The 23,361-nt window shown below is 34.7% G+C and carries 20 protein-coding genes and 2 pseudogenes; 13 read left to right on the plus strand and 9 right to left on the minus strand.

Annotated features, from left to right (window positions below):
* Positions 1-77: 77 nt before the first annotated feature.
* The 4 genes from A9D35_RS09580 to A9D35_RS09595 all read right to left on the minus strand — a co-directional run bounded on the left by A9D35_RS09580 (position 78) and on the right by A9D35_RS09595 (position 5,413).
* Positions 78-1,847: a MutS-related protein gene (locus tag A9D35_RS09580; RefSeq protein WP_066222177.1), complete on the minus strand. Its 1,770-nt coding sequence runs from the start codon at positions 1,845-1,847 to the stop codon at positions 78-80.
* Positions 1,848-1,944: 97 nt separating this feature from the next.
* Positions 1,945-2,691, minus strand: coding sequence for a succinate dehydrogenase/fumarate reductase iron-sulfur subunit (locus A9D35_RS09585; RefSeq protein ID WP_066222184.1), 747 nt, complete (start codon positions 2,689-2,691; stop codon positions 1,945-1,947).
* Between the two features lie 16 nt (positions 2,692-2,707).
* On the minus strand, positions 2,708-4,720 hold the full coding sequence (locus tag A9D35_RS09590; protein ID WP_066222186.1) for a fumarate reductase/succinate dehydrogenase flavoprotein subunit: 2,013 nt from the start codon (positions 4,718-4,720) through the stop codon (positions 2,708-2,710).
* A gap of 12 nt (positions 4,721-4,732) precedes the next feature.
* Positions 4,733-5,413 (minus strand): succinate dehydrogenase cytochrome b subunit, encoded by a 681-nt coding sequence (locus A9D35_RS09595; RefSeq protein WP_066222189.1) that lies wholly within the window; start codon positions 5,411-5,413, stop codon positions 4,733-4,735.
* 373 nt (positions 5,414-5,786) lie between these two features.
* Here A9D35_RS09595 and A9D35_RS09600 point away from each other — a divergent pair.
* Together A9D35_RS09600 and A9D35_RS09605 are read left to right on the plus strand one after the other, a co-directional pair.
* Positions 5,787-7,078: pseudogene (locus A9D35_RS09600) on the plus strand (aminopeptidase P family protein).
* 102 nt (positions 7,079-7,180) lie between these two features.
* Positions 7,181-7,753, plus strand: coding sequence for a hypothetical protein (locus A9D35_RS09605; protein WP_235817882.1), 573 nt, complete (start codon positions 7,181-7,183; stop codon positions 7,751-7,753).
* A gap of 169 nt (positions 7,754-7,922) precedes the next feature.
* Here A9D35_RS09605 and A9D35_RS09610 read toward each other — a convergent pair whose 3' ends face one another.
* Both A9D35_RS09610 and A9D35_RS09615 read right to left on the minus strand, forming a co-directional pair.
* Complete coding sequence (locus A9D35_RS09610; RefSeq protein ID WP_066222196.1) at positions 7,923-8,366, minus strand: GNAT family N-acetyltransferase; 444 nt, start codon at positions 8,364-8,366, stop codon at positions 7,923-7,925.
* Positions 8,367-8,375: 9 nt separating this feature from the next.
* Positions 8,376-9,698, minus strand: coding sequence for an aspartate kinase (locus tag A9D35_RS09615; RefSeq protein ID WP_066222198.1), 1,323 nt, complete (start codon positions 9,696-9,698; stop codon positions 8,376-8,378).
* Between the two features lie 103 nt (positions 9,699-9,801).
* Between A9D35_RS09615 and A9D35_RS09620 the strand changes: the two genes are divergently transcribed.
* A complete protein-coding gene (locus A9D35_RS09620; protein WP_066222200.1) occupies positions 9,802-10,458 on the plus strand; it encodes a hypothetical protein in 657 nt (218 codons plus the stop codon).
* Positions 10,459-10,630: 172 nt separating this feature from the next.
* Here the strand turns inward: A9D35_RS09620 and A9D35_RS09625 are convergent, their stop codons facing one another.
* Positions 10,631-12,307 carry an FAD-dependent oxidoreductase gene (locus tag A9D35_RS09625; RefSeq protein WP_066222203.1) on the minus strand — a complete coding sequence of 559 codons (1,677 nt, stop codon included), beginning with the start codon at positions 12,305-12,307 and terminating at the stop codon, positions 10,631-10,633.
* Between the two features lie 219 nt (positions 12,308-12,526).
* Between A9D35_RS09625 and A9D35_RS09630 the strand changes: the two genes are divergently transcribed.
* Together A9D35_RS09630 and A9D35_RS09635 are read left to right on the plus strand one after the other, a co-directional pair.
* Positions 12,527-13,300, plus strand: coding sequence for an alpha/beta fold hydrolase (locus A9D35_RS09630; protein ID WP_066222206.1), 774 nt, complete (start codon positions 12,527-12,529; stop codon positions 13,298-13,300).
* Positions 13,301-13,365: 65 nt separating this feature from the next.
* Positions 13,366-13,635 (plus strand): DUF1660 family phage protein, encoded by a 270-nt coding sequence (locus tag A9D35_RS09635; RefSeq protein ID WP_066222209.1) that lies wholly within the window; start codon positions 13,366-13,368, stop codon positions 13,633-13,635.
* 16 nt (positions 13,636-13,651) lie between these two features.
* Here the strand turns inward: A9D35_RS09635 and A9D35_RS09640 are convergent, their stop codons facing one another.
* Positions 13,652-14,164: a GNAT family N-acetyltransferase gene (locus A9D35_RS09640; protein ID WP_066222211.1), complete on the minus strand. Its 513-nt coding sequence runs from the start codon at positions 14,162-14,164 to the stop codon at positions 13,652-13,654.
* Positions 14,165-14,601: 437 nt separating this feature from the next.
* On the opposite strand from A9D35_RS09640, the gene A9D35_RS19200 reads away from it, so the two are divergent.
* Genes A9D35_RS19200 through A9D35_RS09645 form a run of 3 tightly spaced genes read left to right on the plus strand, consistent with a single transcriptional unit; the run spans position 14,602 to position 17,179 of the window.
* On the plus strand, positions 14,602-14,748 hold the full coding sequence (locus A9D35_RS19200) for a hypothetical protein (protein ID WP_235817883.1): 147 nt from the start codon (positions 14,602-14,604) through the stop codon (positions 14,746-14,748).
* 23 nt (positions 14,749-14,771) lie between these two features.
* Positions 14,772-15,335: a chondroitinase-B domain-containing protein gene (locus A9D35_RS19205; RefSeq protein WP_235817955.1), complete on the plus strand. Its 564-nt coding sequence runs from the start codon at positions 14,772-14,774 to the stop codon at positions 15,333-15,335.
* Complete coding sequence (locus A9D35_RS09645; protein ID WP_235817961.1) at positions 15,308-17,179, plus strand: chondroitinase-B domain-containing protein; 1,872 nt, start codon at positions 15,308-15,310, stop codon at positions 17,177-17,179. Before A9D35_RS19205 ends, A9D35_RS09645 begins: the two co-directional genes overlap by 28 nt.
* Before the next feature lie 193 nt (positions 17,180-17,372).
* Here the strand turns inward: A9D35_RS09645 and thiL are convergent, their stop codons facing one another.
* Positions 17,373-18,425: a thiamine-phosphate kinase gene (gene thiL, locus A9D35_RS09650; RefSeq protein ID WP_066222214.1), complete on the minus strand. Its 1,053-nt coding sequence runs from the start codon at positions 18,423-18,425 to the stop codon at positions 17,373-17,375.
* Between the two features lie 407 nt (positions 18,426-18,832).
* Between thiL and A9D35_RS09655 the strand changes: the two genes are divergently transcribed.
* From A9D35_RS09655 to sufD, 5 genes and pseudogenes are all read left to right on the plus strand, one after another.
* The gene (locus A9D35_RS09655; RefSeq protein ID WP_066222216.1) at positions 18,833-19,162 is read left to right on the plus strand and encodes a HesB/IscA family protein; all 330 of its coding nucleotides are present in this window, start codon (positions 18,833-18,835) and stop codon (positions 19,160-19,162) included.
* A 137-nt stretch (positions 19,163-19,299) separates the two neighbouring features.
* Positions 19,300-20,748, plus strand: a complete 1,449-nt coding sequence (gene sufB / locus A9D35_RS09660; protein ID WP_066222219.1) for a Fe-S cluster assembly protein SufB — start codon at positions 19,300-19,302, stop codon at positions 20,746-20,748.
* A 36-nt stretch (positions 20,749-20,784) separates the two neighbouring features.
* Positions 20,785-21,186: a hypothetical protein gene (locus A9D35_RS09665; RefSeq protein ID WP_066222222.1), complete on the plus strand. Its 402-nt coding sequence runs from the start codon at positions 20,785-20,787 to the stop codon at positions 21,184-21,186.
* 11 nt (positions 21,187-21,197) lie between these two features.
* Positions 21,198-21,950: a Fe-S cluster assembly ATPase SufC gene (gene sufC / locus A9D35_RS09670; protein ID WP_066222225.1), complete on the plus strand. Its 753-nt coding sequence runs from the start codon at positions 21,198-21,200 to the stop codon at positions 21,948-21,950.
* A gap of 79 nt (positions 21,951-22,029) precedes the next feature.
* Positions 22,030-23,342, plus strand: a pseudogene (gene sufD, locus A9D35_RS09675) (Fe-S cluster assembly protein SufD).
* The last annotated feature ends 19 nt before the right edge of the window (positions 23,343-23,361 follow it).

Below are 23,361 nucleotides of genomic sequence, written 5' to 3' on the forward strand. Positions count from 1 at the left end.
CAAATTTTTCTAATAAATATAAGGTTAAAACTATAGCCCTTGTAACCTGAAAAAGCTATAACTCTAAAGCTTTAGCCCTAAATAATCTCCATTTTTTTCAGCAAGAAACTCGCATTCATATTCTGGCAAATACCGGTTTTAAACGTATAATCGAAATGTAGTTCGTCGTTAATAATTTCGGCATCGAAATAGTAATTTTTCACCTCTTCTAGTTCTTCTGAAATTTCACATAAACTTAAATCGTGAGTTGCAATAATTCCTGTGGCATTAGAAGCCACTAATTTCTCTACAAATTTTCTAGATCCTATAGCTTTATCTGTACTATTTGTTCCTTTTAATATTTCATCTAAAACAATAAAATATTTATCGGTTTGAATGGCATCGACTATATATTTTAATCGTGTTAATTCTGAAAAGAAATACGAGCTATCGTCGGTTAACGAATCGCTAGTACGCATACTCGTTATTAACTTTATAGGGTTATAGACACTAGATTTGGCACAAACTGGAAGTCCAACATTTGCCATAACAATATGCAGCGATACAGTTCTTAAAAACGTACTTTTCCCGGCCATATTGGCTCCGGTAATAATAAAAAATTGCTCGTTTTTAATATTGAAATTATTATCGATACGTTTTTTAATCTTCAATAATGGATGCCCCAATTGTTTCGCTTGAATAACATCCTCATTATCATTTATAACAGGAAACACAAACTCTTTATGATTAAAGGTGTAATTTCCTAAGGAATTATAAGCATCGAAAAACGAAATCACTTCAAACCATTCTGTTGTTTTGTTAGCATATTTTTTAATCCATTGTTCTATGGCATACGCATTCTTTATATCGAGTAAAAAAAGTCCATTCCCAAAAATGGCTGAAATGAGATTATTTCGATTATCTAAACGATCTAATAATCGGGATAAGTCAGAAAAAATAAGGGATGCTTTTTCGCCTTCCTGAGTAATTAGCTTTTGCTTAGCCAATAGCATTTCTGAAGTAAAAGATTCATTCTCTATAAGAGTTAACAGACTTGCGTACTGTTTAAAGGTTTCTTTTAATTTTTCGGTTTGAGAGGCAATGACATTAATTGATTTTAAATAAAATCCGGTAGTTACTAAACCTATTAGAAGAAAAACTCCAATGTAATTTGCCGAAATAATTTCAAAATATACTAGTGCAAATAATGCTAAACTAATCACACTTGCTACATAAGGTAAAACCCTTAATACCATCGGGAATTTTGGCTTATAGCTAGACAACCACGCATTGATTTGTCTCGCCGGTGTTTCCACTTTTATAAGGCTAGAAACCGCCGAATAATTTTGTCGCCAAATAGATTTATTAGCTAACTCTTTAATGGCTTCTTGCCTAGCTTCTATCTGGGTAATATGGTTTGCTTTTAAAGCGTCTGCCAATTTCTCGGCGCCTTCCTTAATGTAGGTTCTATTTAAACACTGATAAAAAGAACCTCTACCGAATAAATCGATATCTAAACTAAACTCATGGTTAGGATCTTGATATTCCTCGCCTGTCGGTCGATTAAAATATCCGTTATTAATAATATCTATTTCGGTATTGTTAACCGCTACTATGGCTCTCTCTAAATTTCGCTTATGCTTAATATTGGTATATTTTACCAATAGGAACAAAAACAATGCAATACCAACCACTCCAATACCTATAGCCAATTGCCAATTATTAAATGTGATATAAATACTGTAGGCCGTAGCTACAAACACAAATAATCTTAAAAAGCTTAAGCCTTGCATTTGCTTGTTTAAAGCATCAGCTTTGATTTGATGATTTTGAGATTGTTCGGTATAAAAAGAGAGTAGAGATTTCATTTTAAGAAAAAGAATGTTTTAAAAAAGACTAAAGCTAAACAAAAATACCAAGCACATGGCTTGGTATTTTTAATAGTATTGCAATCTAAAAAGGAATTTATCCCTTTACATTTGCTTTTATAAATTCTCTATTCATACGTGCGATATTATCTAAAGAAATTCCTTTAGGGCATTCTATTTCGCAAGCACCTGTATTTGTACAGTTTCCAAAACCTTCAAGATCCATCTGAGCCACCATATTTCTAACACGGTCTGCTGCTTCTACTTGTCCTTGTGGTAATAATGCATACTGAGATACTTTAGCACCTACGAATAACATGGCAGACGAGTTTTTACAAGTAGCCACACAAGCTCCACATCCAATACAGGTTGCGGCATCCATAGCTTCATCTGCAGCATGTTTAGAAATAGGTAAAGAGTTTGCATCTTGTGTATTTCCAGATGTATTTACAGAAATATATCCTCCGGCGTGTTGAATACGCTCGAAAGCCATTCTGTCTACAATTAAATCTTTAATTACCGGGAAAGCAGCTGCTCTCCATGGCTCGATAGTAATAGTATCGCCATCTTTAAACATACGCATGTGTAACTGGCAAGTTGTAATACCTCTATCTGGACCATGAGCTTCTCCATTAATATATAAAGAACACATACCACAAATACCTTCACGACAATCATGATCGAAAGCTACTGGCTCTTCTCCAGAGTTTACCAATTGTTCGTTTAAAACATCCATCATTTCAAGGAAAGACATATGTTCTGAAATATCAGTTACTTTATAATCGACCATTTTACCCTTTGCACTAGAGTCTTTCTGTCTCCAAATTCTAAGTGTTAGATTCATATTCATAATGTCAATCTTATTTGTATGAACGTTGTTTTAGTTCAATATCTTTAAATTCTAATTCTTCTTTATGTAACACTGCATCTGCAGGTTCTCCTTTATATTCCCATGCTGCAACATAAGCAAAGTTTACGTCATCACGTTTTGCTTCACCTTTTTGCTCTCCATCTAGTTCTACAGACTCTTCTCTAAAGTGACCTCCACAAGATTCTGCTCTATTTAAAGCATCTTTGGCAAATAACTCTCCTAATTCTAAGAAGTCTGCTACACGTCCAGCTTTTTCAAGCTCAGGGTTTAATTCGTTCGCACTTCCTGGTACTTTAACTTCTTTCCAGAACTCTTCACGAATGGCTTTAATTTCGGCCATAGCCTCTGTTAAACCTTGTGCGTTTCTAGACATTCCTACTTTATCCCACATTACTTTTCCAAGTTTTTTGTGGAAATAATCTACAGATTTTGTTCCTTTATTATTGATGAAGAAATCGATACGATCTTTCACTTCTTTTTCAACCTCATCAAATTCTGGAGTATTTGTTGGGATTTTTCCTGTTCTAATATCGTGAGATAAATAATCTCCAATGGTATAAGGTAATACGAAATATCCGTCTGCTAAACCTTGCATTAAGGCAGAAGCTCCAAGTCTGTTTGCACCGTGATCAGAGAAGTTAGCTTCACCAATACAGTATAAACCTTCAACCGTGGTCATTAAATTATAATCAACCCAAACACCACCCATTGTATAGTGTGTTGCAGGATAAATCATCATAGGCGTTTTGTATGGATTCTCATCAACGATTTTCTCATACATTTGGAATAAGTTTCCGTATTTCTCCTCAACGATTTTCTGACCTAACTCGTATATTTTCTCTGGAGTAGCATTGGTAATATTATGAATTTTTGCCTGCTCCTTACCATAACGTTCTATAGCTGATGCAAAATCTAAATATACAGCCTCTCCGGTTGCATTTACACCATATCCAGCATCGCAACGCTCTTTGGCTGCTCTAGATGCCACATCACGAGGCACTAAGTTACCAAAAGCAGGATAACGTCTTTCTAAGTAGTAATCTCTATCTGCTTCTGCAATATCTGTAGGTTTTAATTTTCCTTGCTGAATTGCTTTTGCGTCTTCAATTTTTGCAGGAACCCATATACGACCATCATTACGTAAAGACTCAGACATTAATGTTAATTTAGACTGATAATCTCCTGAACGCGGAATACATGTTGGGTGAATTTGTGTAAAACAAGGATTTGCAAAATACGCTCCTTTTTTATGAATTTTCCAAGCTGCAGTAGCATTAGAACCCATAGCATTAGTAGATAAGAAATATACATTTCCATAACCTCCTGTTGCAATAACAACAGCATGTGCAGAATGACGTTCTATTTCTCCAGTAATTAAATTACGAGCAATAATACCTCTTGCTTTTCCACCAATTTTTACAACGTCTAACATTTCGTGACGATTGAACATTTCAATCTTTCCACGAGCAATCTGACGGTTCATTGCAGAATATGCACCTAATAATAATTGCTGTCCTGTTTGTCCTTTAGCATAAAATGTTCTAGACACTAATACACCACCAAACGAACGGTTATCTAATAACCCACCATAATCACGTGCAAAAGGAACACCTTGAGCCACACATTGGTCGATAATATTTCCAGACACCTCAGCTAAACGGTGTACGTTTGCCTCACGTGAACGGTAATCTCCACCTTTTACGGTATCGTAAAATAATCTGTAGTTTGAATCACCATCACCTTGATAGTTCTTCGCTGCATTTATTCCTCCTTGTGCAGCAATAGAGTGTGCACGTCTAGGAGAATCTTGATAAGCAAATGCTTTTACGTTATATCCTAATTCGGCTAACGTTGCTGCTGCCGAACCTCCAGCTAAACCTGTACCAACAACAATAATATCGATATGACGTTTGTTTGCAGGGTTAACTAAATTAATATGATTTTTATAATCTGTCCATTTATCTTTAATTGGACCTTCTGGTACTTTTGAATCTAAAGCCATACTTATTGAAGATTAATGGTTAAAAAAATGATGATAAAGTGCAATGAAGATAAATCCTAATGGAATTATTATTGAGTATGCTTTACCAATAGCTTGTAATGTCTTTTTTCTTCCGGCTGTTCCTCCCATAGATTGGAACGCAGATGTGAAACCGTGCAATAGGTGTAATGCTAAAAACACAAAGGCTATTACATAAGCACCTACACGAATAGGACTTGCAAATTTATGAACTAATTCTTCGTAATAACGGTAACCTTCTACACCTTCCATGGTACCTGACCAATCGCCTTTAATAAATTTTGTGTTAATTTCTGGAAACCAAAAATCGATAAAATGTAAGATGATGAATGCTAAAATAGCAACACCACTCCAAATCATATTTCTACTCATCCAAGTAGAATTTGCTGCACCGTTGTTTTGTACATACTTTACACCAATTGCTTTTCTGTTTCTAATTTCTAATACAAACCCCATTACAAAGTGAAATACAACTCCAAATATTAAAACCGGCTGTAAAGCAAATTGAATTAAAGGATTTGTTCCCATAAAATGGGACACTTCGTTAAAAAGCTCAGGACTAAATACCGATAAAATGTTGATGGCAAAATGCTGAAGCAAGAAAAACATAAGAAAGAAGGCTGAAAGCGCCATAGCGACTTTTCTTCCTATTGATGAATTTAAAAATCCGCTCATTTTTTTATAATTAGTTTTATTCCCAACAAATTTAACTTAGAATAGTTTTATAGGCAAAAACTAAGTCATTTAAATTTATATTTAGAACCATTTTAAAGAACAATACAACTACCTGAATATCAAATTATTTCAGCTTTCATTTTTTTTATTCAAACGTTGAACCAAAAAGAAACGCATTCCCTTTGAAAATTTAGATAGAAATTTCGGCTAAAATGCGTCAAATCTAATTCAAATACTTAGATGTTTCTTAGTATAAATACGTAGACAAAAAATAGTGCAAAAAACCTTTAACAGCATTTTAAGGTTTCTATTTTAACCAATACCTATTATATATGTAATTTTGAAAAAACATCTCATTTAAACTTCAATTCGAATGAAATATCATCAAATCAACTCAGATTTATTCATACAAAATAGAGCTAATTTTACAGCACAAATGAAACCTAACAGTTTGGCTGTTTTTAACTCTAACGACGTATACCCTATAGGTGCAGACAGTGCTTTACCATTTCAACAAGACCGAAATATATTCTATTTAAGTGGTGTAGATCAAGAAAGCAGTATTTTAGTTTTATTCCCAGACTGCCCCAACCCTAAGCATCGTGAAATGCTATTTTTAACAGAAACCAACGAGCACATAGCTGTTTGGGAAGGCGCAAAACTAGACAAAGAGGCGGCCTTTAAAACTTCGGGAATTAAAACCGTGTATTGGCTTCAAGATTTTGAGCGTGTGTTTAAAGAGATCATGACGCAATGCGACACCGTTTATATAAACACCAACGAACATTATAGAGCCAATGCAGAAACCGAAACTCGCGAAGCCCGTTTTAACGCATGGCTAAGAAAAAATATCCTGCACATGCAGTTGCTAAAAGTAATCCCATTTTACAACGCTTACGTTCTGTAAAACATCAAATAGAAATAGATCTTATTCAAAACGCATGTAATATTACAGAAAAAGGTTTCCGACGCATCCTTAATTTTGTAAAACCAGGCGTGATGGAATTTAATATTGAAGCGGAATTTATGCACGAATTCCTAAACAATCGCTCTAAAGGATTTGCTTACACCCCAATTGTAGCATCAGGTAACAACGCCAATGTTTTACATTATATTGAAAATAATCAAGAATGTAAAGCTGGCGATTTAATATTACTTGACGTAGGTGCAGAATATGCCAATTATGCTTCGGATATGACTCGTACAATTCCAGTTTCTGGAACATTTACAGACAGACAAAAAGCAGTTTACAATGCCGTAAATCGCGTTAAAAATGAAGCTACAAAAATGTTAGTTCCTGGCACTATTTGGGCAGATTACCATGTAGAGGTTGGTAAATTAATGACATCGGAATTATTAGGACTAGGTTTACTAGACAAAGCCGATGTACAAAACGAGGATCCAGATTGGCCAGCTTATAAAAAATATTTTATGCACGGCACATCGCATAATATGGGCTTAGACACGCATGATTACGGTATTTTAACAGAACCTATGCAAGCTAACATGGTGTTTACCGTAGAACCAGGCATTTATATCCCAGATGAAAAATTCGGGATTCGCCTAGAAGACGACGTTGTAATTCAAAGCTCTGGAGAACCATTCAATTTAATGCGAAATATCCCTATAGAAGCCGATGAAATTGAAGAGCTTATGAACTCATAACATTCAAAATACCCAATAATATTAAAAGCAAAACTTAATTACAAAGTTTTGCTTTTTTATTGATATTTACACCACTCAATAAAAAAACCAAGCAAACAAACCATGATGAAATACCTATACCTTGCCATTTTCTTTTTCGCAATAGCTTTAACCACGAATGCGCAAACAACCACAGTCGAGAAATCTATTTTTGGAGTACAAACAGGTTTTTTTGGACTTTATGTAAATAACGAAGCCCGTTTAACAAATAGCATTGCCTTGCGTAGTGAAATTGGCTTAGATGCCGGTCTTTGGGGCAGCGACTTTAACGATATTTATGGATTTTTATTAACTCCCGTACTAACCCTTGAACCCCGTTGGTATTACAACCTTAATAAACGCGTAGATAAAGGCAGACGTACAAGCAATAATAGCGGAAATTTTGTCTCGATAAAAACGAGCTACCATCCCGATTGGTTTACAATAACGAATGCAGAAGACATTAACTTTATAGGAGATTTTACCATTATTCCAACATGGGGAATTCGCAGACATATTGGAAATCATTTTAACTACGAAACAGGAATTGGAGTTGGTTACGGCCGTTACCTAACCAATCGTGATGGCTACGAATATTATGGCGACAAGAACGTAGTCGCTGTTAATTTACACCTACGTATTGGCTATACGTTTTAGACGGAACACAAGACATTTTACTTAAAAAAGGCATCTAAAAAAAACATTGAAAACGCCATCCTGAACCCGTTTCAGAATCTCATAATCGTGAAAACAATTCATTGAGAGCACTTGAAACACGTTCCGGTTGACGTAAACATGCCTTTTAGATACCTTTTGTAATCTTTTATTAACTATTCCACTCGTAATAGTTAGAGCCACCGTTTAAGATAAACCCTGTTTTTGGATATAAATTATTCCCTATTTCATTTGATTTTCCGGTCTCTAAAAACATGCCGCAAGCCTTGGTATCTTTCACCAATTGCTTTGCCCGTTCTATTAAATTCACCGAAACACCTTGACCTCTATATTCTGGCTGTACAAACAAATCGTTTAAAAGCCATAATTTTTGCATGCGTGTCGATGAAAACAAAGGATACAACTGTACAAAGCCTATAAGCTTACCCGATTCATTTTGAGCAACAAACAGCTCGGAGTCTTTATTTTTAAACCGTTCTGCTAAAAAATGTTCTGCACCTTCTACATCAGATTCTTTTTCATAAAAAACGCGGTAGGCATCAAACAACTCAGCAACACATTTCAGATCTCCTTCTACAGCTTTTCTAATGCTCATATTGAAATATTAAGCCAAAGCGGTTTCAAAAACATAGCGGTGTAATTTCTGAAGCGTTTCAGTTTTATCGCTAGTATTTATAAGTAATGAAATGTTATTATTACTACCTCCGTAAGAAATCATTCTAATATTTATATCCTGTAAAATTTGGAATAATTTATGCGTATCTGGATGATGCACAATGTTATTACCCACTAAACACACAATAGTTCTATGCGTATCGACATCTACTTTAGAAAACTCTTCTAATTCTGAAACAATATCTTTTAAATACGTTGCATCATCTATAGTTAAAGACACCGCAATCTCAGACGTTGTAATCATATCGATAGACGTGTGGTATTTTTCAAAAATTTCGAAAACTTTCTTTAAAAATCCACTTGCTTGAAGCATTCGCGCCGACTTAATTTTTATAGCCGTAATACCATCAATAGCCGCTACAGCTTTTATTCCTTCACCTTCAGCAGAACTGTCAATTAAAGTTCCGTGAGCTTTTGGCTCCATGGTATTTTTTATACGTACCGGGATTTCTAAATCACGAACTGGCATCACGGTTTGTGGATGTAAAATTTTTGCCCCGAAATAAGCTAATTCTGCTGCTTCATCGAAAGATAAATGCGAAATAGCATCGGTATCTTGAACAAATCTAGGATCGTTATTATGGAACCCATCTATATCTGTCCAAATCTGAACTTCGCTAGCTTCAAGAGCAGCACCAACGATACTTGCTGTATAATCACTTCCTCCACGCTCTAAATTCGACACATTTCCATCGGCATCTAAACAAATAAAGCCTTGTGTGATAAAAATATCGGTATCGGCATGCGCTTCTAACACACGGTTTAAATTTTGTTTAATATAAAACGAATCTGGCTCGTTTAATCTATCGGTACGCATAAAATCGAAAGCCGAAATTAAGCTTGCTTTTAGTCCGTCTTGCTGTAAAAAACGACTAAACATAAAAGTAGAAAGCAATTCTCCTTTAGATACTATTTTATTATAAAGTAATGTACTGTGTTTTTGAGAAGTTAATGTTCTTAACTCTTCAAAAACCGCTTTTATATAGGCTAAAGATTCCTCTTTAAATGAGTCTTTAGAAAACAAATCGTTTACAACCTGAACATAATTTTGGTATAAGGCTTCTACTTGACTTAAAGCTTCTGCTGCCTTTCCATCTTTAATGGTATTCGATATTTCAACCAATGCATTCGTTGTGCCAGACATGGCTGATAACACAACTACCTTTCTCCCGCCTTCTGAAACGATATTTTTAACGTTGGTCATATTTTTTACCGACCCTACAGAAGTTCCTCCAAATTTTAATACAAGCATAATTTCTTAATTTTAAAGTGCCAAAAGTAAACACAAACAAGGTAATACAAATAAAATTGAAAAAATTGTTCTAAATTTACACAAAATGTTAAATAGTTAACAAATGAGAACCATCGCCTCTTGTGTTGAAGAAATTTTATTAGCACAACCATTTTTAGAAGAAGCCATATCTAGAAACATTGTAAACTACTCGGCCTTAGCGAACGAATTGGTAGACCCCATTTCGGAAATGTTAAGAAAACCCGTAAAACCCGGTGCAATTATGATGGCGTTACGCCGATATTCTCCTCCTAAAGATTTAGGAAATTCTGTGCGTTTAAAAAAGGTATTAAATAGTTTAGGAGATATTACCGTACGTTCGAATTTATCGAATTACACTTTTAAAAACTCTACAACCCTATTCGAGAGTCATGCCAAAGTGATTAATAAAATAGGTGATAAATTGAATATTTTTTATGCATTTACGAGAGGAATTCACGAGAGTAATATTGTGATTTCTAGCTCTGAACAAGACCATATTGAAACTTTATTTGCTAAAGAACACAAATTGGGCTTACAGAATAACCTATCGGCTATTAGTATTAATTTACCTGCCGATAACACCAAAATTGCAGGATTGTATTATCAGATTTTTAAACGTTTGGCTTGGGAAGGTATCACCCTTTACGAAGTTGTTTCTACCACCAACGAATTTACTGTTTTGGTTGAAGAATTATATGTAAACAAAGCTTTTTCGGCTATTAAAAGACTACATAGTTAAATAATTTCGGCATCTCAATAGCCCATTAAAAACGAGGCTATCTAATTAAGTAAAATTTTCGTCAACCGGAATCACCTTGATGAGATTCTGAAATACATTCAGAACGACGTGTTTATTACTTTTTTGGACAGCCTTGTTTTAAAATAATGCCAGTTATAACCAATCTATAACATTATGCTCTCGGATATTCTATCTGATCGCTATACATACTCCATATTTTAAATCCGCCACCAACATTTACAATATCGGTAACACCGTTGTGTCTTAAAATAAGTTCTGCTAGATATCCGCGTAATCCTTTTTGGCAGAACACTACTATTTTTTTCTCCTGAGCTAATACGCTATCAATATGTTCTCTTAAAGTATCTAACGGATAATTTACAGCACCAGGAATAGTTCCGTTATTAAACTCACCTTCATTTCTTACATCCAACAAGACATAATTTTCTTTTGGAGTATTGGCCATATAGGCTTCTAAAGCTTCCACAGAAATCTGTTCAGACTTACCATGTAATATATTTTCGGTAACAAAACCAGCAACAACAACAGGATCTTTAGCTGGCGAGAATGGCGGTGCGTAAGCTAAATCTAAACGTTGTAAATCTGTCACTTTCAGTTTTCCATAAATTGCAGTGCTTAATACATCGACACGTTTATCTACACCATATTCTCCAAACAACTCGGCACCTAAAATTTCTTCAGTTTTAGAATCGTAATACAATTCTATAATTAAATCTTTCTGACCAGGATAATAACTAGGTGTCGATCCCGCAACAATTAAAACCGACTGAAAATCTATTCCGTTTTTAGTTAATGCCGTAGCATTCATTCCTGTTCTAGCCAAAGTATAATCGAACACCTTAACAATGGCCGTTTTATAAGCTCCTTTAAAGGTTATTTGTCCATCGGTTGCATTAGAACCAGCGGCCCGTCCTGCTTTATTTGAGTGCGTCCCCAGCGGAAAATAATCTTCTTGATTGGTTTGCAGGTTTCTAATAGAGATATTATCGCCCGCAGCATACACATCTTTAATTGAGGTTTCCATAAATTCATCGACTCTCAATGCGCCGTTTTCAATGGCCTCTGCACCTTCGTCTATTAACATTTGTGTGTTAGGCTTAATTCCCGCACTTAAAATCACGAAATCTGTTGGAATACGTTTACCATCGCTGGTTATTACTGCCAAAATTTTGCCATCTTTATCGATATCAAACTTATTGACAAACGTATTAGACAACACATCTACGCCATTAGAAACCAACACATCTTCTGCAAATTTCGCAAACTTCTTATCCCACATATTCAACACATGCGAACTACCTTCTATTAGTGTAACTTTTTTACCTATTTCGCTCAAGTTTTCGGCAACCTCAACCCCAATCAAACCGGCTCCAACAACAGTAATATGTTTAGACGTACTTGTAAGTCCCTCTTTAGTTATTTTATCAAAATCGACCATAGACCTACAGGTAGACCAGCTATGAGCAAACTTAATATTTTCTACAGGTGGCACAACCGAACTTGCGCCAGTGGCAAAAACTAAAGTATCGTATCTGTAGGCATCAGAATTGGTATAAACAATTTTTTGCGTCGTGTCTATTTTAATAATCTCTTCATTTAAACGAACATCAATATTAAATCGGTGTTTTAATAATGCAGGCTTTACCACCAACAAATTATCTCTACTTTCTATAACTCCAGAAAAAGCATAGGGCATACCACAAGTGGCGTAACTTATATTTGCTCCTTTTTCAAATAAAATAATTTCTGCATGTTCGTTTTCTCGTCTTGCTTTTGCTGCTGCCGATGGACCTGCAGACAAACCACCAATTACTATAATTCGTTTCATTTTCGATTTCGTTATTTCTCTACAAAGGTCAACTAAACTCTGTACATAATATGTAACCTAAATTACATACGATCAAAAATGAAACGCTTTAAAAGAATTCAAAGTTGAAGAGGTTTAGTAGTTAAATTGATAATTTATAGTATTCCAGAATTTTAGGAACATATAATTTATACTATATATAATGTACGATTATTATATTTGTTTCTCATTTTAACAAACATGATTTTACAACACAAAGATTCTCCTATCTATTTTAGCGATCAAGGTAAAGGCACAGCTATAATTTTACTACATGGTTTTTTAGAAAATAGCAGCATGTGGAAACGGCTAGCACCAAAACTTGCGAAGAAACACAGAGTTATTTGTATCGACTTATTAGGCCATGGAGACACAGCATGTATTGGATATATTCACACCATGGACGAGATGGCCGATGCGGTTCAGACCGTTTTGAATCATTTAAAAATAAGACGCTATTATATTGTTGGCCATTCTATGGGTGGCTACGTTGCCTTAGTTTTGGCCGAACGTTTACCCGATAATATTAAAGGATTGGTTTTAATGAATTCGACTACTAAACCAGATTCTCCAGAACGCATCGCTTTACGAAACCGGGCTATTGAAGTGGTTAAACAAAATTACGAAACCTTGGTTACGATGTCTATCGCTAATTTATTCAGACCTGAAAACACAGAGAAATTTGCAGATGAAATTGAGTGGCTAAAACAAGAAGCCTTAAGAACTCCGCTTCAGGGGTATATCGCAGCCCAGGAAGGCATGAAGATTAGACAGGATTTAGATGTATTGCTACATTTTTCGCCTTACAAAAAAATGATAATATACGGGTTAAACGATCCTGTTTTAGATCCTAAATCTATTATTCAACAAACGCTGAACACCGAAGTAAAATTGGTAGAACTTCCAGACGGACATATGAGTTATATTGAAAACGAGAGCGAAGTACTACAAGAATTAATGCATTTCATCGAATAAACACACTGTTTTATCGATTATTTGATTTTTTTTTTCTAAGTTTAAAGTCCTAATACCTAATACTTATGAAAAATTCTACTCAAAAAACCAGTGCTTTACCAAAGCTTTATTGTAATTTGTTTGGTCATAATTACGAAGTAACCAAGCAAGTTACCTACCATGTAAAGGAATACAAATGTTCGCATTGCAAACGAGAATTAACCACAAATAGTAACGGCAATTTAATAGAACTTACGCCTAAGTTTAAAGAAATTAATTCTATTTTAGAACGCATACATAGCTCGAAAATAGCAAGACTTAAAGAACGATCTTTTTCAGAACCTTCTTATTTTTAAACCATCTTAAAAGGTTTTAATGATCTGAACTTACATCTTTCTGATACAAATTGTATACCGACAGCGGCAGTACTTTTGTCCCTACTTTACGAAAGCCTATGGTTTCGTAATACCTGCAAAGTTTCGGGTTTTTAGCATCGGCATCAAGCCTTAAATATCGACAGTCCTTCCGTCTAGCTTGCTGTTCTATATCTTGAAGAATTTGCTGTCCTAAGCCCAGACCTTTATACGTATCTTTAACAACTAAAGAATGTACATACAATGCGGTTTCGGTTTGTTTACCCCAATACAATTCATCTTCATTTAAAATTTGAACCATCCCGATTGTTTTATCATCGCCTGTTTTTATAACAAAAAACGCTCCATTCCGTAAACCAGAAGCTACCCATTTCAACTTCTCTTCTGGCGGATCCATCCAATATTGCCAATGATCTATATTCATTTTTGCAATGCTTTTAGCCGCTTCTATAAATAAGTCTAAAACCATATCCTTTTCGGAAACATCTATCTTATAAAATTTTATTTCCATAGTCTTAGTTCCTTTTAATAGTTCTCATAAGTTCAATATTTAGTATTACAATCCTAAAAAGAAGCTCAAAATACATATCGCCACGTTCTTTATAAGCACAAACAACGTTCGAAAATAGGTTGAAATTTAAGTATAAGCTTTAAAAATAACTTCATTTTCAGAACAAATTTCTGCAAACAACCGAAATATCAAATCTATAAAAACCCTCCAATTTTTTTTGGCTTTTTCATTAATTCAATAGTTTAAGCTATAGATTATTCCTAAAAAATAGATTCTAAGCTCGTTATACTAAAAAATTCTATTTGTATATCTATATGCTTTAGCCTATATTTGGTTATCCAGATTGGTTAACCAAAAAGGTTGACCAATTAAAAATCAAACTAAATAATTAAAACTAGAAACTAAACATGATGAAAAAAATTACATTATTAATTTTAATGCTATGTACTGTAACAGTCATAGGACAAAACAAAACGTATCTCCTTGATGATCCTGAAGACGTTAGGGATGTAGAGTACCAAGCCGGAGATGTCGTAATTTTAAAAAATGGAGTTTACGATACCGATGAGCGTATCATTTTTTAGGGTCGGGAACGGCAGATAACCCAATTACATTTAGAGCTGAAACACCAGGAGGTGTTATTTTTACTGGGGGACCAAGATTAACCATTGGAGGTTCATCTAATAAAACAACAGGAGAAAAATTAGCTACCGGAGAATACTTAATCGTTGATGGGTTTCACTGGAAAGGCGGCTATGGCGCAAGTAACTTTATTGAGTTTAGAAATGGTTACGACTTGGCTCACCACAGTACCATTCAAAATTGTGCTATCGATGGTTTAGGAATTGACCCTGACGACATTGAAGAAGGAAAATATGAAAAACATAGATGGGTCGTATTATTTGGAACCTATAATAGTGTTTTAAATTGTTCGTTTATGAACAAAACTAGCGCAGGAGCCTTAGTACTGGCAGAATATGCATATAATGCTTGGGGACCACCATACAACAGTGACGATCCTGATTACGAAACCAACAATACACGCTGCGATTTAGTAGGCCATACGATTAGTAATAATTACTTTTATAATTATGAAAAAAGGATCAGTCTTTCCAGAATGCTGGAGATAGCGAAACCATTCGTATTGGTACTAGTGAATACCAAAACGTAAATAGTGGTGCTTTAGTAAACAACAACTATTTTGTGCAATGCGATGGTGAAAACGAAATTATTACCAATAAAAGTAAAAACAACTCTTACATTAATAATACCTTTAGAAGAAGTAGAGGGTCTTTAGTATTACGTCACGGATCTAATGCTATTGTAGAAGGCAATTACTTTTTAGGAGAAAACGTTGATGGTACAGGAGGAATTAGAATTACAGACAGCGAACACACCATTACAAACAATTATATACAAGATTGTATTACCGTTTTAGATCAAGCAAAATGGAATAACGGTATCACCTTTATGGGTGGTGGCGATAATAATTCGGTAGAATGTACTTCAACAAGTGTTTCAAACGGGTATCAAAAAACAGAAAACATTAACCTTTCTAGAAATACTATTGTAAACACGAATGCGCCGTTATTTTATAACGAAGATAAAGGTTCTACAGATCCTACTGGAGCAGTTACAGATAATTTAATTTATTTCGCTGCTAATAATCCAAATATTACCGATGTTATATCTGGTGATACTGATGATGCTTATAAAAATCTTGGTACAAAACTAGACTATTTGGGTAACGTTTATACAGGAACAGCATTAGGTGTAGAAAACGATGGTTTTGCCGAAGACAACGGAATTATGGCCGATGTAGATGGCGAAATCTTTACATTTTCTGGAGCAGACGGAAAAGGTGCAGATATGGGTATTTACAAACCCACTACAGACGATATGGTTGGTCATGGTATTGGAGCTTGTTTCTTAGACAGTACGGGAGCAAACATTACCAATGGAGATTGTACCATTCAAATTCCAGAATCTATAGTTGTTGGAAGTGTACCAACTTTTACTTTTGAAGCAGGAGCTGAAAGTGTTGATGTAACAGCAAATGTAGGATGGACTGCAGTTTCTAATAACGATTGGATTACTATTGATACAGATGGAGCAGATGGAAACGCAACTGTTCTTGTAAGCGTAACAGAGAATACAGATTTATCTACCAGAACTGGTACGGTAACCTTTACTCAGGTTCCAGGTGGAGACGACATTGTAAAAACCTTAACTGTAAATCAGGATGGCGGACCGCGTACCAATTTAATTAACACGGGTGAATCAGACGACCCAGTATCTGTATTTTACGTTTCAAAAGAAAACTCGTCTAAAGATGAAGTGGCAACAAACTCTTTAGATAAAGACCCAAATTCTGTTTGGACTGCCGATGATGGTTCTGTTGTAGCTGGTGATATTAAGGGTGATGGAGAATATGTAATTTACGATTTAGGAGACTCTTATACTTTAGATTTCTTACAATTTAACACTACCAATAAAAGTGACGCTTTCGGATTCCAAATTCTAGTTTCCGCTACCGGTACCGATGACGCCGATTTTTCTATGATTTTACCAACTGCAGGTGATTTATTATATACTGCTACAGGAACGACAGAGTTTAACGAGTACGAAATTGATGCAGAAGCACGTTACGTTAAAATTATTGGATACGGAAGATTTAATGAGGATAGAACGAAAAGAGAAAGCGCTTGGACTGCTGTTGGAGAGATTGAATTTTTCGGATCGAAAACTTTATCTTCAAATGATTTTACTGCAAACGACTTAAAATTATATCCAAACCCTGTTACTAATGGCGTTTTATACTTAAATAAAAAATCGAACGATTACAATAACTTAAGAGTCTATGATGTTTCTGGTAAAACTATTTTAACCAGAACTCTTAATTCATCTTTAAATAAAGAAGAAATTAACGTATCTTCATTATCTCAAGGTTTATATTTTGTAGAAATTTCAAGAGGTAACAGCAGAGCTGTAAGCAAGGTTATTATTTCTAAATAAGCATTTACACCTAATTTCAAATACTGAAAAATCCTCAGAGCTTTAAAACTCTGAGGATTTTATTTTTGTATATGATTAACGAGCGTAGCTCCAAAAAAACAAAGCTTTTATAGCTCCGGTTTACTTAAATTCAGATGCTTTACAAACCAAAAAGCACGGCTACACAGCAACGTCAATCTGTTATTTCAATGTTTTATTGGTCTTTACTCAATGCGTTCCAACCTTGTGCTTTTAATGGAATTTTGGTTTCAGCTCGTGTTACAAGATGCATTCCTGCACTTTCTTCAGTCATAAATCCAATAACAGTTAAATTTGGGTTTGCTTTAATTTTAGGAAAGTCCTCTTGAGAAATAGTAAATAACAATTCGTAATCTTCTCCTCCACTTAATGCAACTGTAGTACCATCAATATCAAACTCCTCGCAAGTACTGATAAATTGCGGGTCTAACGGAATTTTGTTTTCGTATAAATCGCACCCCACTTTACTTTGCTTACAGATATGTATAATTTCAGAAGATAATCCATCGCTAATATCAATCATAGCGGTTGGTTTTACATCAAGATCTTTAAGTAACTTAACAATATCTTGGCGTGCCTCAGGTTTTAATTGACGCTCAATTATATACGTATAAGGCTCGAGATCCGGCTGGTTATTAGGATTTACCTTAAAAACTTCTTTCTCTCTTTCCAGCACCTGAAGTCCCATATACGCACCTCCAATATCTCCGGTTACCACTAACAAATCGTTAGGTTTTGCTCCATTTCTATACACCACATCCTCTTTAGAAACAGTTCCTAATGCCGTAACCGAAATTAGTAAACCTGTTGTAGAAGAAGTCGTATCTCCACCAATAAGATCTACACCGTATAACTTTGCGGCCGTTTCTATACCTGCATATAATTCTTCAATCGCTTCTAAAGGAAAACGGTTAGACATGGCTATAGATACCGTAATTTGCGTGGCTTGCGCATTCATAGCAAACACATCAGACAAATTCACAATAACTGCTTTATAACCTAAATGTTTCAACGGTACATAGCTCAAATCAAAATGTACGCCTTCTACCAATAAATCTGTGGTAACTACCACTTGTTTATCTTTAAAATCTAGAACAGCAGCATCATCGCCAACACCTTTAACTGTTGAGTCTTGTTTAATTTCGAAATGTTTCGTTAGGTGATCGATAAGGCCGAACTCCCCTAACTGACTTAAATCTGTACGTTGTTGGTTTTTATCTTCTATCATACTGCAAAAATAAGAAGCTTATTTATAATTATGCCAAAACAATATTAATATCGACGAAAAAGTACAAATTTCGGCTATTTCAAGAATGTTGCAATTAAAATTTTAAGCGTAAGAACCGGCAGATACCAATTTTACTTTAACCTTAAATTGTATAGTATTAACGAACCAATAACAAGGTTAAGTCTCACAATTACTTATATTTACATCATGTTTGCATAAACCATAAAAAAAGACTTAAAAGTACTCGTGTTTCAGGTCTTTGGCTGAAGAATTCGTAAACTTTTTAGTCATAAAAATACAATAGTTAAAATCAATCTCACCATTAACTAATATAATGTAAGGTTCTATGGTTAAACCCTACTTAAATTGTATATTTGCTCACTCTTTAGAATTAATCTATTTAATTTATGATAAAAGTATCTGAAACAGCCAAAAAGAAAGTCATTGAATTAATGACCGAGGATGGATATAATGCAGCCACCGATTATGTTCGTGTTGGTGTTAAAAGTGGTGGTTGTTCTGGTTTGTCATACGATTTAAAATTTGACAAAGAACAACAAGAAGACGACAAGGTCTTCGAGGCTAACGACATAAAAATAATTGTCGACAAAAAAAGTTTCTTGTATTTAATTGGAACCACACTAGAATATTCTGGAGGTTTAAATGGTACAGGCTTTGTGTTTAACAATCCTAACGCAAACAGAACTTGCGGATGTGGGGAAAGTTTTTCATTATAACAACGTCTTTCAATTGTTTTTAGAATTTAAGAAAACGACAAAAAAATTAAAATTTAAAGTAAATAAAGTATAGTTAGGTGTTTCATTTTTATTTAAACACAAGTTTATAATTAGTACTTTATATAACATTAAAACACATGAGTAAGTATACAGAGGATGACTTAAGGGAAGAATTAAAAACCAAAGAATACGAATATGGTTTTTACACAGATATTGAATCTGACACCTTTCCTGTAGGTTTAAATGAAGATATTGTACGCGCTATTTCACTAAAGAAAGAAGAACCACAATGGATGACCGAATGGCGACTTGAAGCTTTTCGTGCTTGGGAAGAAATGATTGAACCAGAATGGGCCAATGTACATTATACCAAGCCAGATTTTCAGGCCATCTCCTATTATTCGGCACCAAATAGCAAACCTAAATATGATAGTTTAGACGAAGTAGACCCAGAATTATTAGCCACATTTGCTAAACTTGGAATCTCTTTAGACGAACAGAAAAAATTAGCTGGTGTAGCTATGGATGTTGTAGTAGACTCGGTTTCTGTAGCAACAACCTTCAAAAAAACACTAGGAGAAAAAGGTATTATTTTTTGCTCAATTAGTGAGGCAATAAAAGAACACCCAGAACTAGTAAAGAAATATTTAGGGACTATAGTGCCGCAAAAAGATAACTTTTATGCCGCTTTAAACAGTGCTGTTTTTAGCGATGGTTCGTTTTGTTACATTCCAAAAGGCGTACGTTGCCCAATGGAATTATCTACCTATTTTAGAATTAACCAAGCTGGTACCGGACAGTTCGAGCGTACTTTAGTTATTGCAGACGAAGGTAGTTATGTTAGCTACCTAGAAGGGTGTACAGCACCAAGCCGTGACGAAAATCAATTACACGCTGCTGTTGTAGAACTAATTGCTTTAGACGATGCCGAAATAAAATACTCTACCGTGCAAAACTGGTTTCCAGGAAATGCTGAAGGTAAAGGAGGGGTTTACAACTTTGTAACCAAACGTGGACTTTGCGAAAAAAATGCTAAAATATCTTGGACCCAAGTTGAAACCGGTTCTGCAGTAACCTGGAAATACCCTAGTTGTATATTAAAAGGAGATAACTCTATTGGAGAATTTTACTCGATAGCAGTAACCAATAATTATCAGCAAGCCGATACCGGAACAAAAATGATTCACTTAGGGAAAAACACTAAATCTACCATTATTAGTAAAGGAATCTCGGCAGGTAAATCTCAAAACTCATACAGAGGTTTAGTACAAATTAGTCCAAGAGCAGAAAACGCGCGTAACTTCTCGCAGTGCGATAGTTTATTAATGGGTAACGAATGTGGTGCACATACCTTCCCATATATTGAAGCTAAAAACAAAACCGCACAAATAGAACACGAGGCTACAACAAGTAAAATTGGTGAAGACCAAATTTTTTACTGTAACCAACGAGGTATCGATACAGAAAAAGCGATTGCTTTAATTGTAAACGGATTTAGTAAGGACGTTTTAAACAAATTACCAATGGAATTTGCTGTAGAAGCTCAAAAACTTTTAGAAATTAGTTTAGAAGGTTCAGTAGGATAAAAATTCAAGAAAAACAGATTTAAAATTCGTATTAATATGAAAAAAGCACTTATAGTTTTACTTTGCCTTTCGGTATTTATAAGCTGTAAAAACGATACTAAATCAACTTCAGAAACTACTTCAACAGAACACAATGAAGATTCTAAAGTTTTAAAAGGAGAATTTGTGTATTATGCAGATGCTGCCGTTTTACAAACAACAGATCAGATTTATGGTGTTATTATAAACAAAAAAATGCACGACTTAGATACCCAAGCTAAAGCATTTAAAAAAGAAGACACCGATATGGTTTTTGTAGAAGTAAAAGGTCTTATAAAGCCGAAACCAGAAGGACAAGAAGGCTGGCCGTTTCAAGTAGAAATAACAGACATTATAAATGTTAGTGCTTCGAAAAACCAAGACGAGCACACTATAAAAATAAAAGACACCAATAATTAAGATAAAGAGTAATGTTAAAGATTAATAATTTACACGCAAGCGTAGAAGATAAAGGGATTTTAAAGGGCATTAACATAGAAGTTAACCCTGGAGAAGTTCATGCTATTATGGGACCAAACGGTTCTGGTAAAAGTACGTTATCTGCTGTTATCGCTGGAAAAGAAGAATATGAAGTAACTGATGGTGAGATTTTCTTTGACGGAGAAAACATTGAAGAATTATCTGCAGAAGAACGCGCACATAAAGGTATCTTTTTATCGTTTCAATACCCTGTAGAAATTCCAGGTGTTTCTGTAACCAATTTTATGAAAACTGCGATTAACGAAACTCGTAAAGCTAAAGGTTTACCAGATATGCCAGCTAACGAAATGTTGAAGTTAATTCGCGAAAAAGCAGAGCTGTTAGAAATTGATAGAAAATTTTTATCGCGTTCGCTTAACCAAGGTTTTTCTGGTGGAGAGAAAAAACGTAACGAAATTTTCCAAATGGCGATGTTAGATCCAAAATTAGCCATTCTAGATGAAACCGATTCTGGTTTAGATATTGATGCTTTACGTATAGTAGCAAATGGTGTAAACAAATTAAAAAGCAAAGACAACGCTGTTGTTGTAATTACACACTACCAACGTTTATTAGATTATATCGTTCCAGATTTTGTACACGTATTGTACAACGGACGCATAGTTAAATCTGGAGGAAAAGAATTAGCGCACCAACTTGAAGAAAAAGGTTACGACTGGATTAAAGAAGAAGTTAATGCGTAAAATTAGTTTGTAGTTTAAGGTTTCAAGTTTGTAGATGCAAACTAAAAACTAATAACAAAAAACTAACAACAAAAGACAAATGGATTTAAAAGAAAAATTAATGTCTTCGTTTATGGCATTCGAAAATAAAGTCGATGTCGATACACCTGTACATCAAATACGAAACGAAGCCATCAAAATATTTGAAGCTAACGGATTCCCTTCAAAAAGAGCGAAGCATGGAAATACACGTCATTAAACAGTGTATTAAAACACGATTATAGTTTATTCCCTCAACAAGAGTATGCCATAGAATACGGCGATGTAAAACGTTTTTTAATACACGAAATCGATTCGTATAAAATCATATTTATAGACGGTAAATATTCATCGCACTTATCGCAAACCACACATGAAGGTATCGATGTGTGCTTGATGTCTACAGCCTTAACGAAGCCAAAATACCGACTAGTTATTGAGAATTATTTCAATAAAGTAGCAGAAAAAGATGGTTTAACATCTTTAAACACGGCATTTTCCAACGAAGGGGCTTACATACATGTTACTAAAAATAAATTGGTTCAAAAACCAATTCAAATTATACATTTTTCTACAGGTACAGAAGAGGCTGTGATGCATCAACCACGAAATTTAATTGTGGTAGACGAGAATAGCCATGTGCAAATAATAGAGCGTCACCAAAGTTTAACAGACAATCCGGTACTTACCAATTCGGTAACCGAAATTTTTGCCAACAAACGTGCTATTGTAGATTATTACAAAATTCAGAACGACAACCAAAATGCGTCGTTAATAGATAATACGTTTGTTAACCAAAAACAAGAAAGCCATTGCTCTGTGCATACCTTTTCTTTCGGAGGGAAATTAACACGTAACAATCTTAACTTCTACCAAAACGGGGAACGTATCGACTCTACCTTAAACGGTATTACCATAATTGGCGACAAACAACATGTAGACCACAATACATTGGTACACCATATCGAACCAAATTGCGAGAGTCACCAAGATTACAAAGGTATTTTTGCAGACAGTAGTACAGGTGTTTTTAACGGTAAAGTAGTGGTAGATAAAGAAGCTCAAAAAACAAATGCGTTTCAGTCTAACAACAACATTTTGTTAAGCGACAAAGCCACGATTAACAGTAAACCACAGTTAGAAATTTTTGCAGACGACGTAAAATGTTCTCACGGTTGTACTATTGGCCAGTTAGACGAAAGTGCTATGTTTTACCTACGTTCTCGTGGTATTCCTGCTAAAGAAGCCAAAGCCTTATTAATGTATGCGTTTAGTAATAATGTTTTAGATTCGGTTAAAATTCCAGAAGTTAAAACAAGAATTAATAAACTTATCGCACAAAAATTAGGTGTAAATCTAGGATTCGATCTTTAAAATTTGAAGCTAATTCCGG

Origin of the sequence: Formosa haliotis (assembly GCF_001685485.1) — a bacterium.
Taxonomy (GTDB): domain Bacteria; phylum Bacteroidota; class Bacteroidia; order Flavobacteriales; family Flavobacteriaceae; genus Formosa; species Formosa haliotis.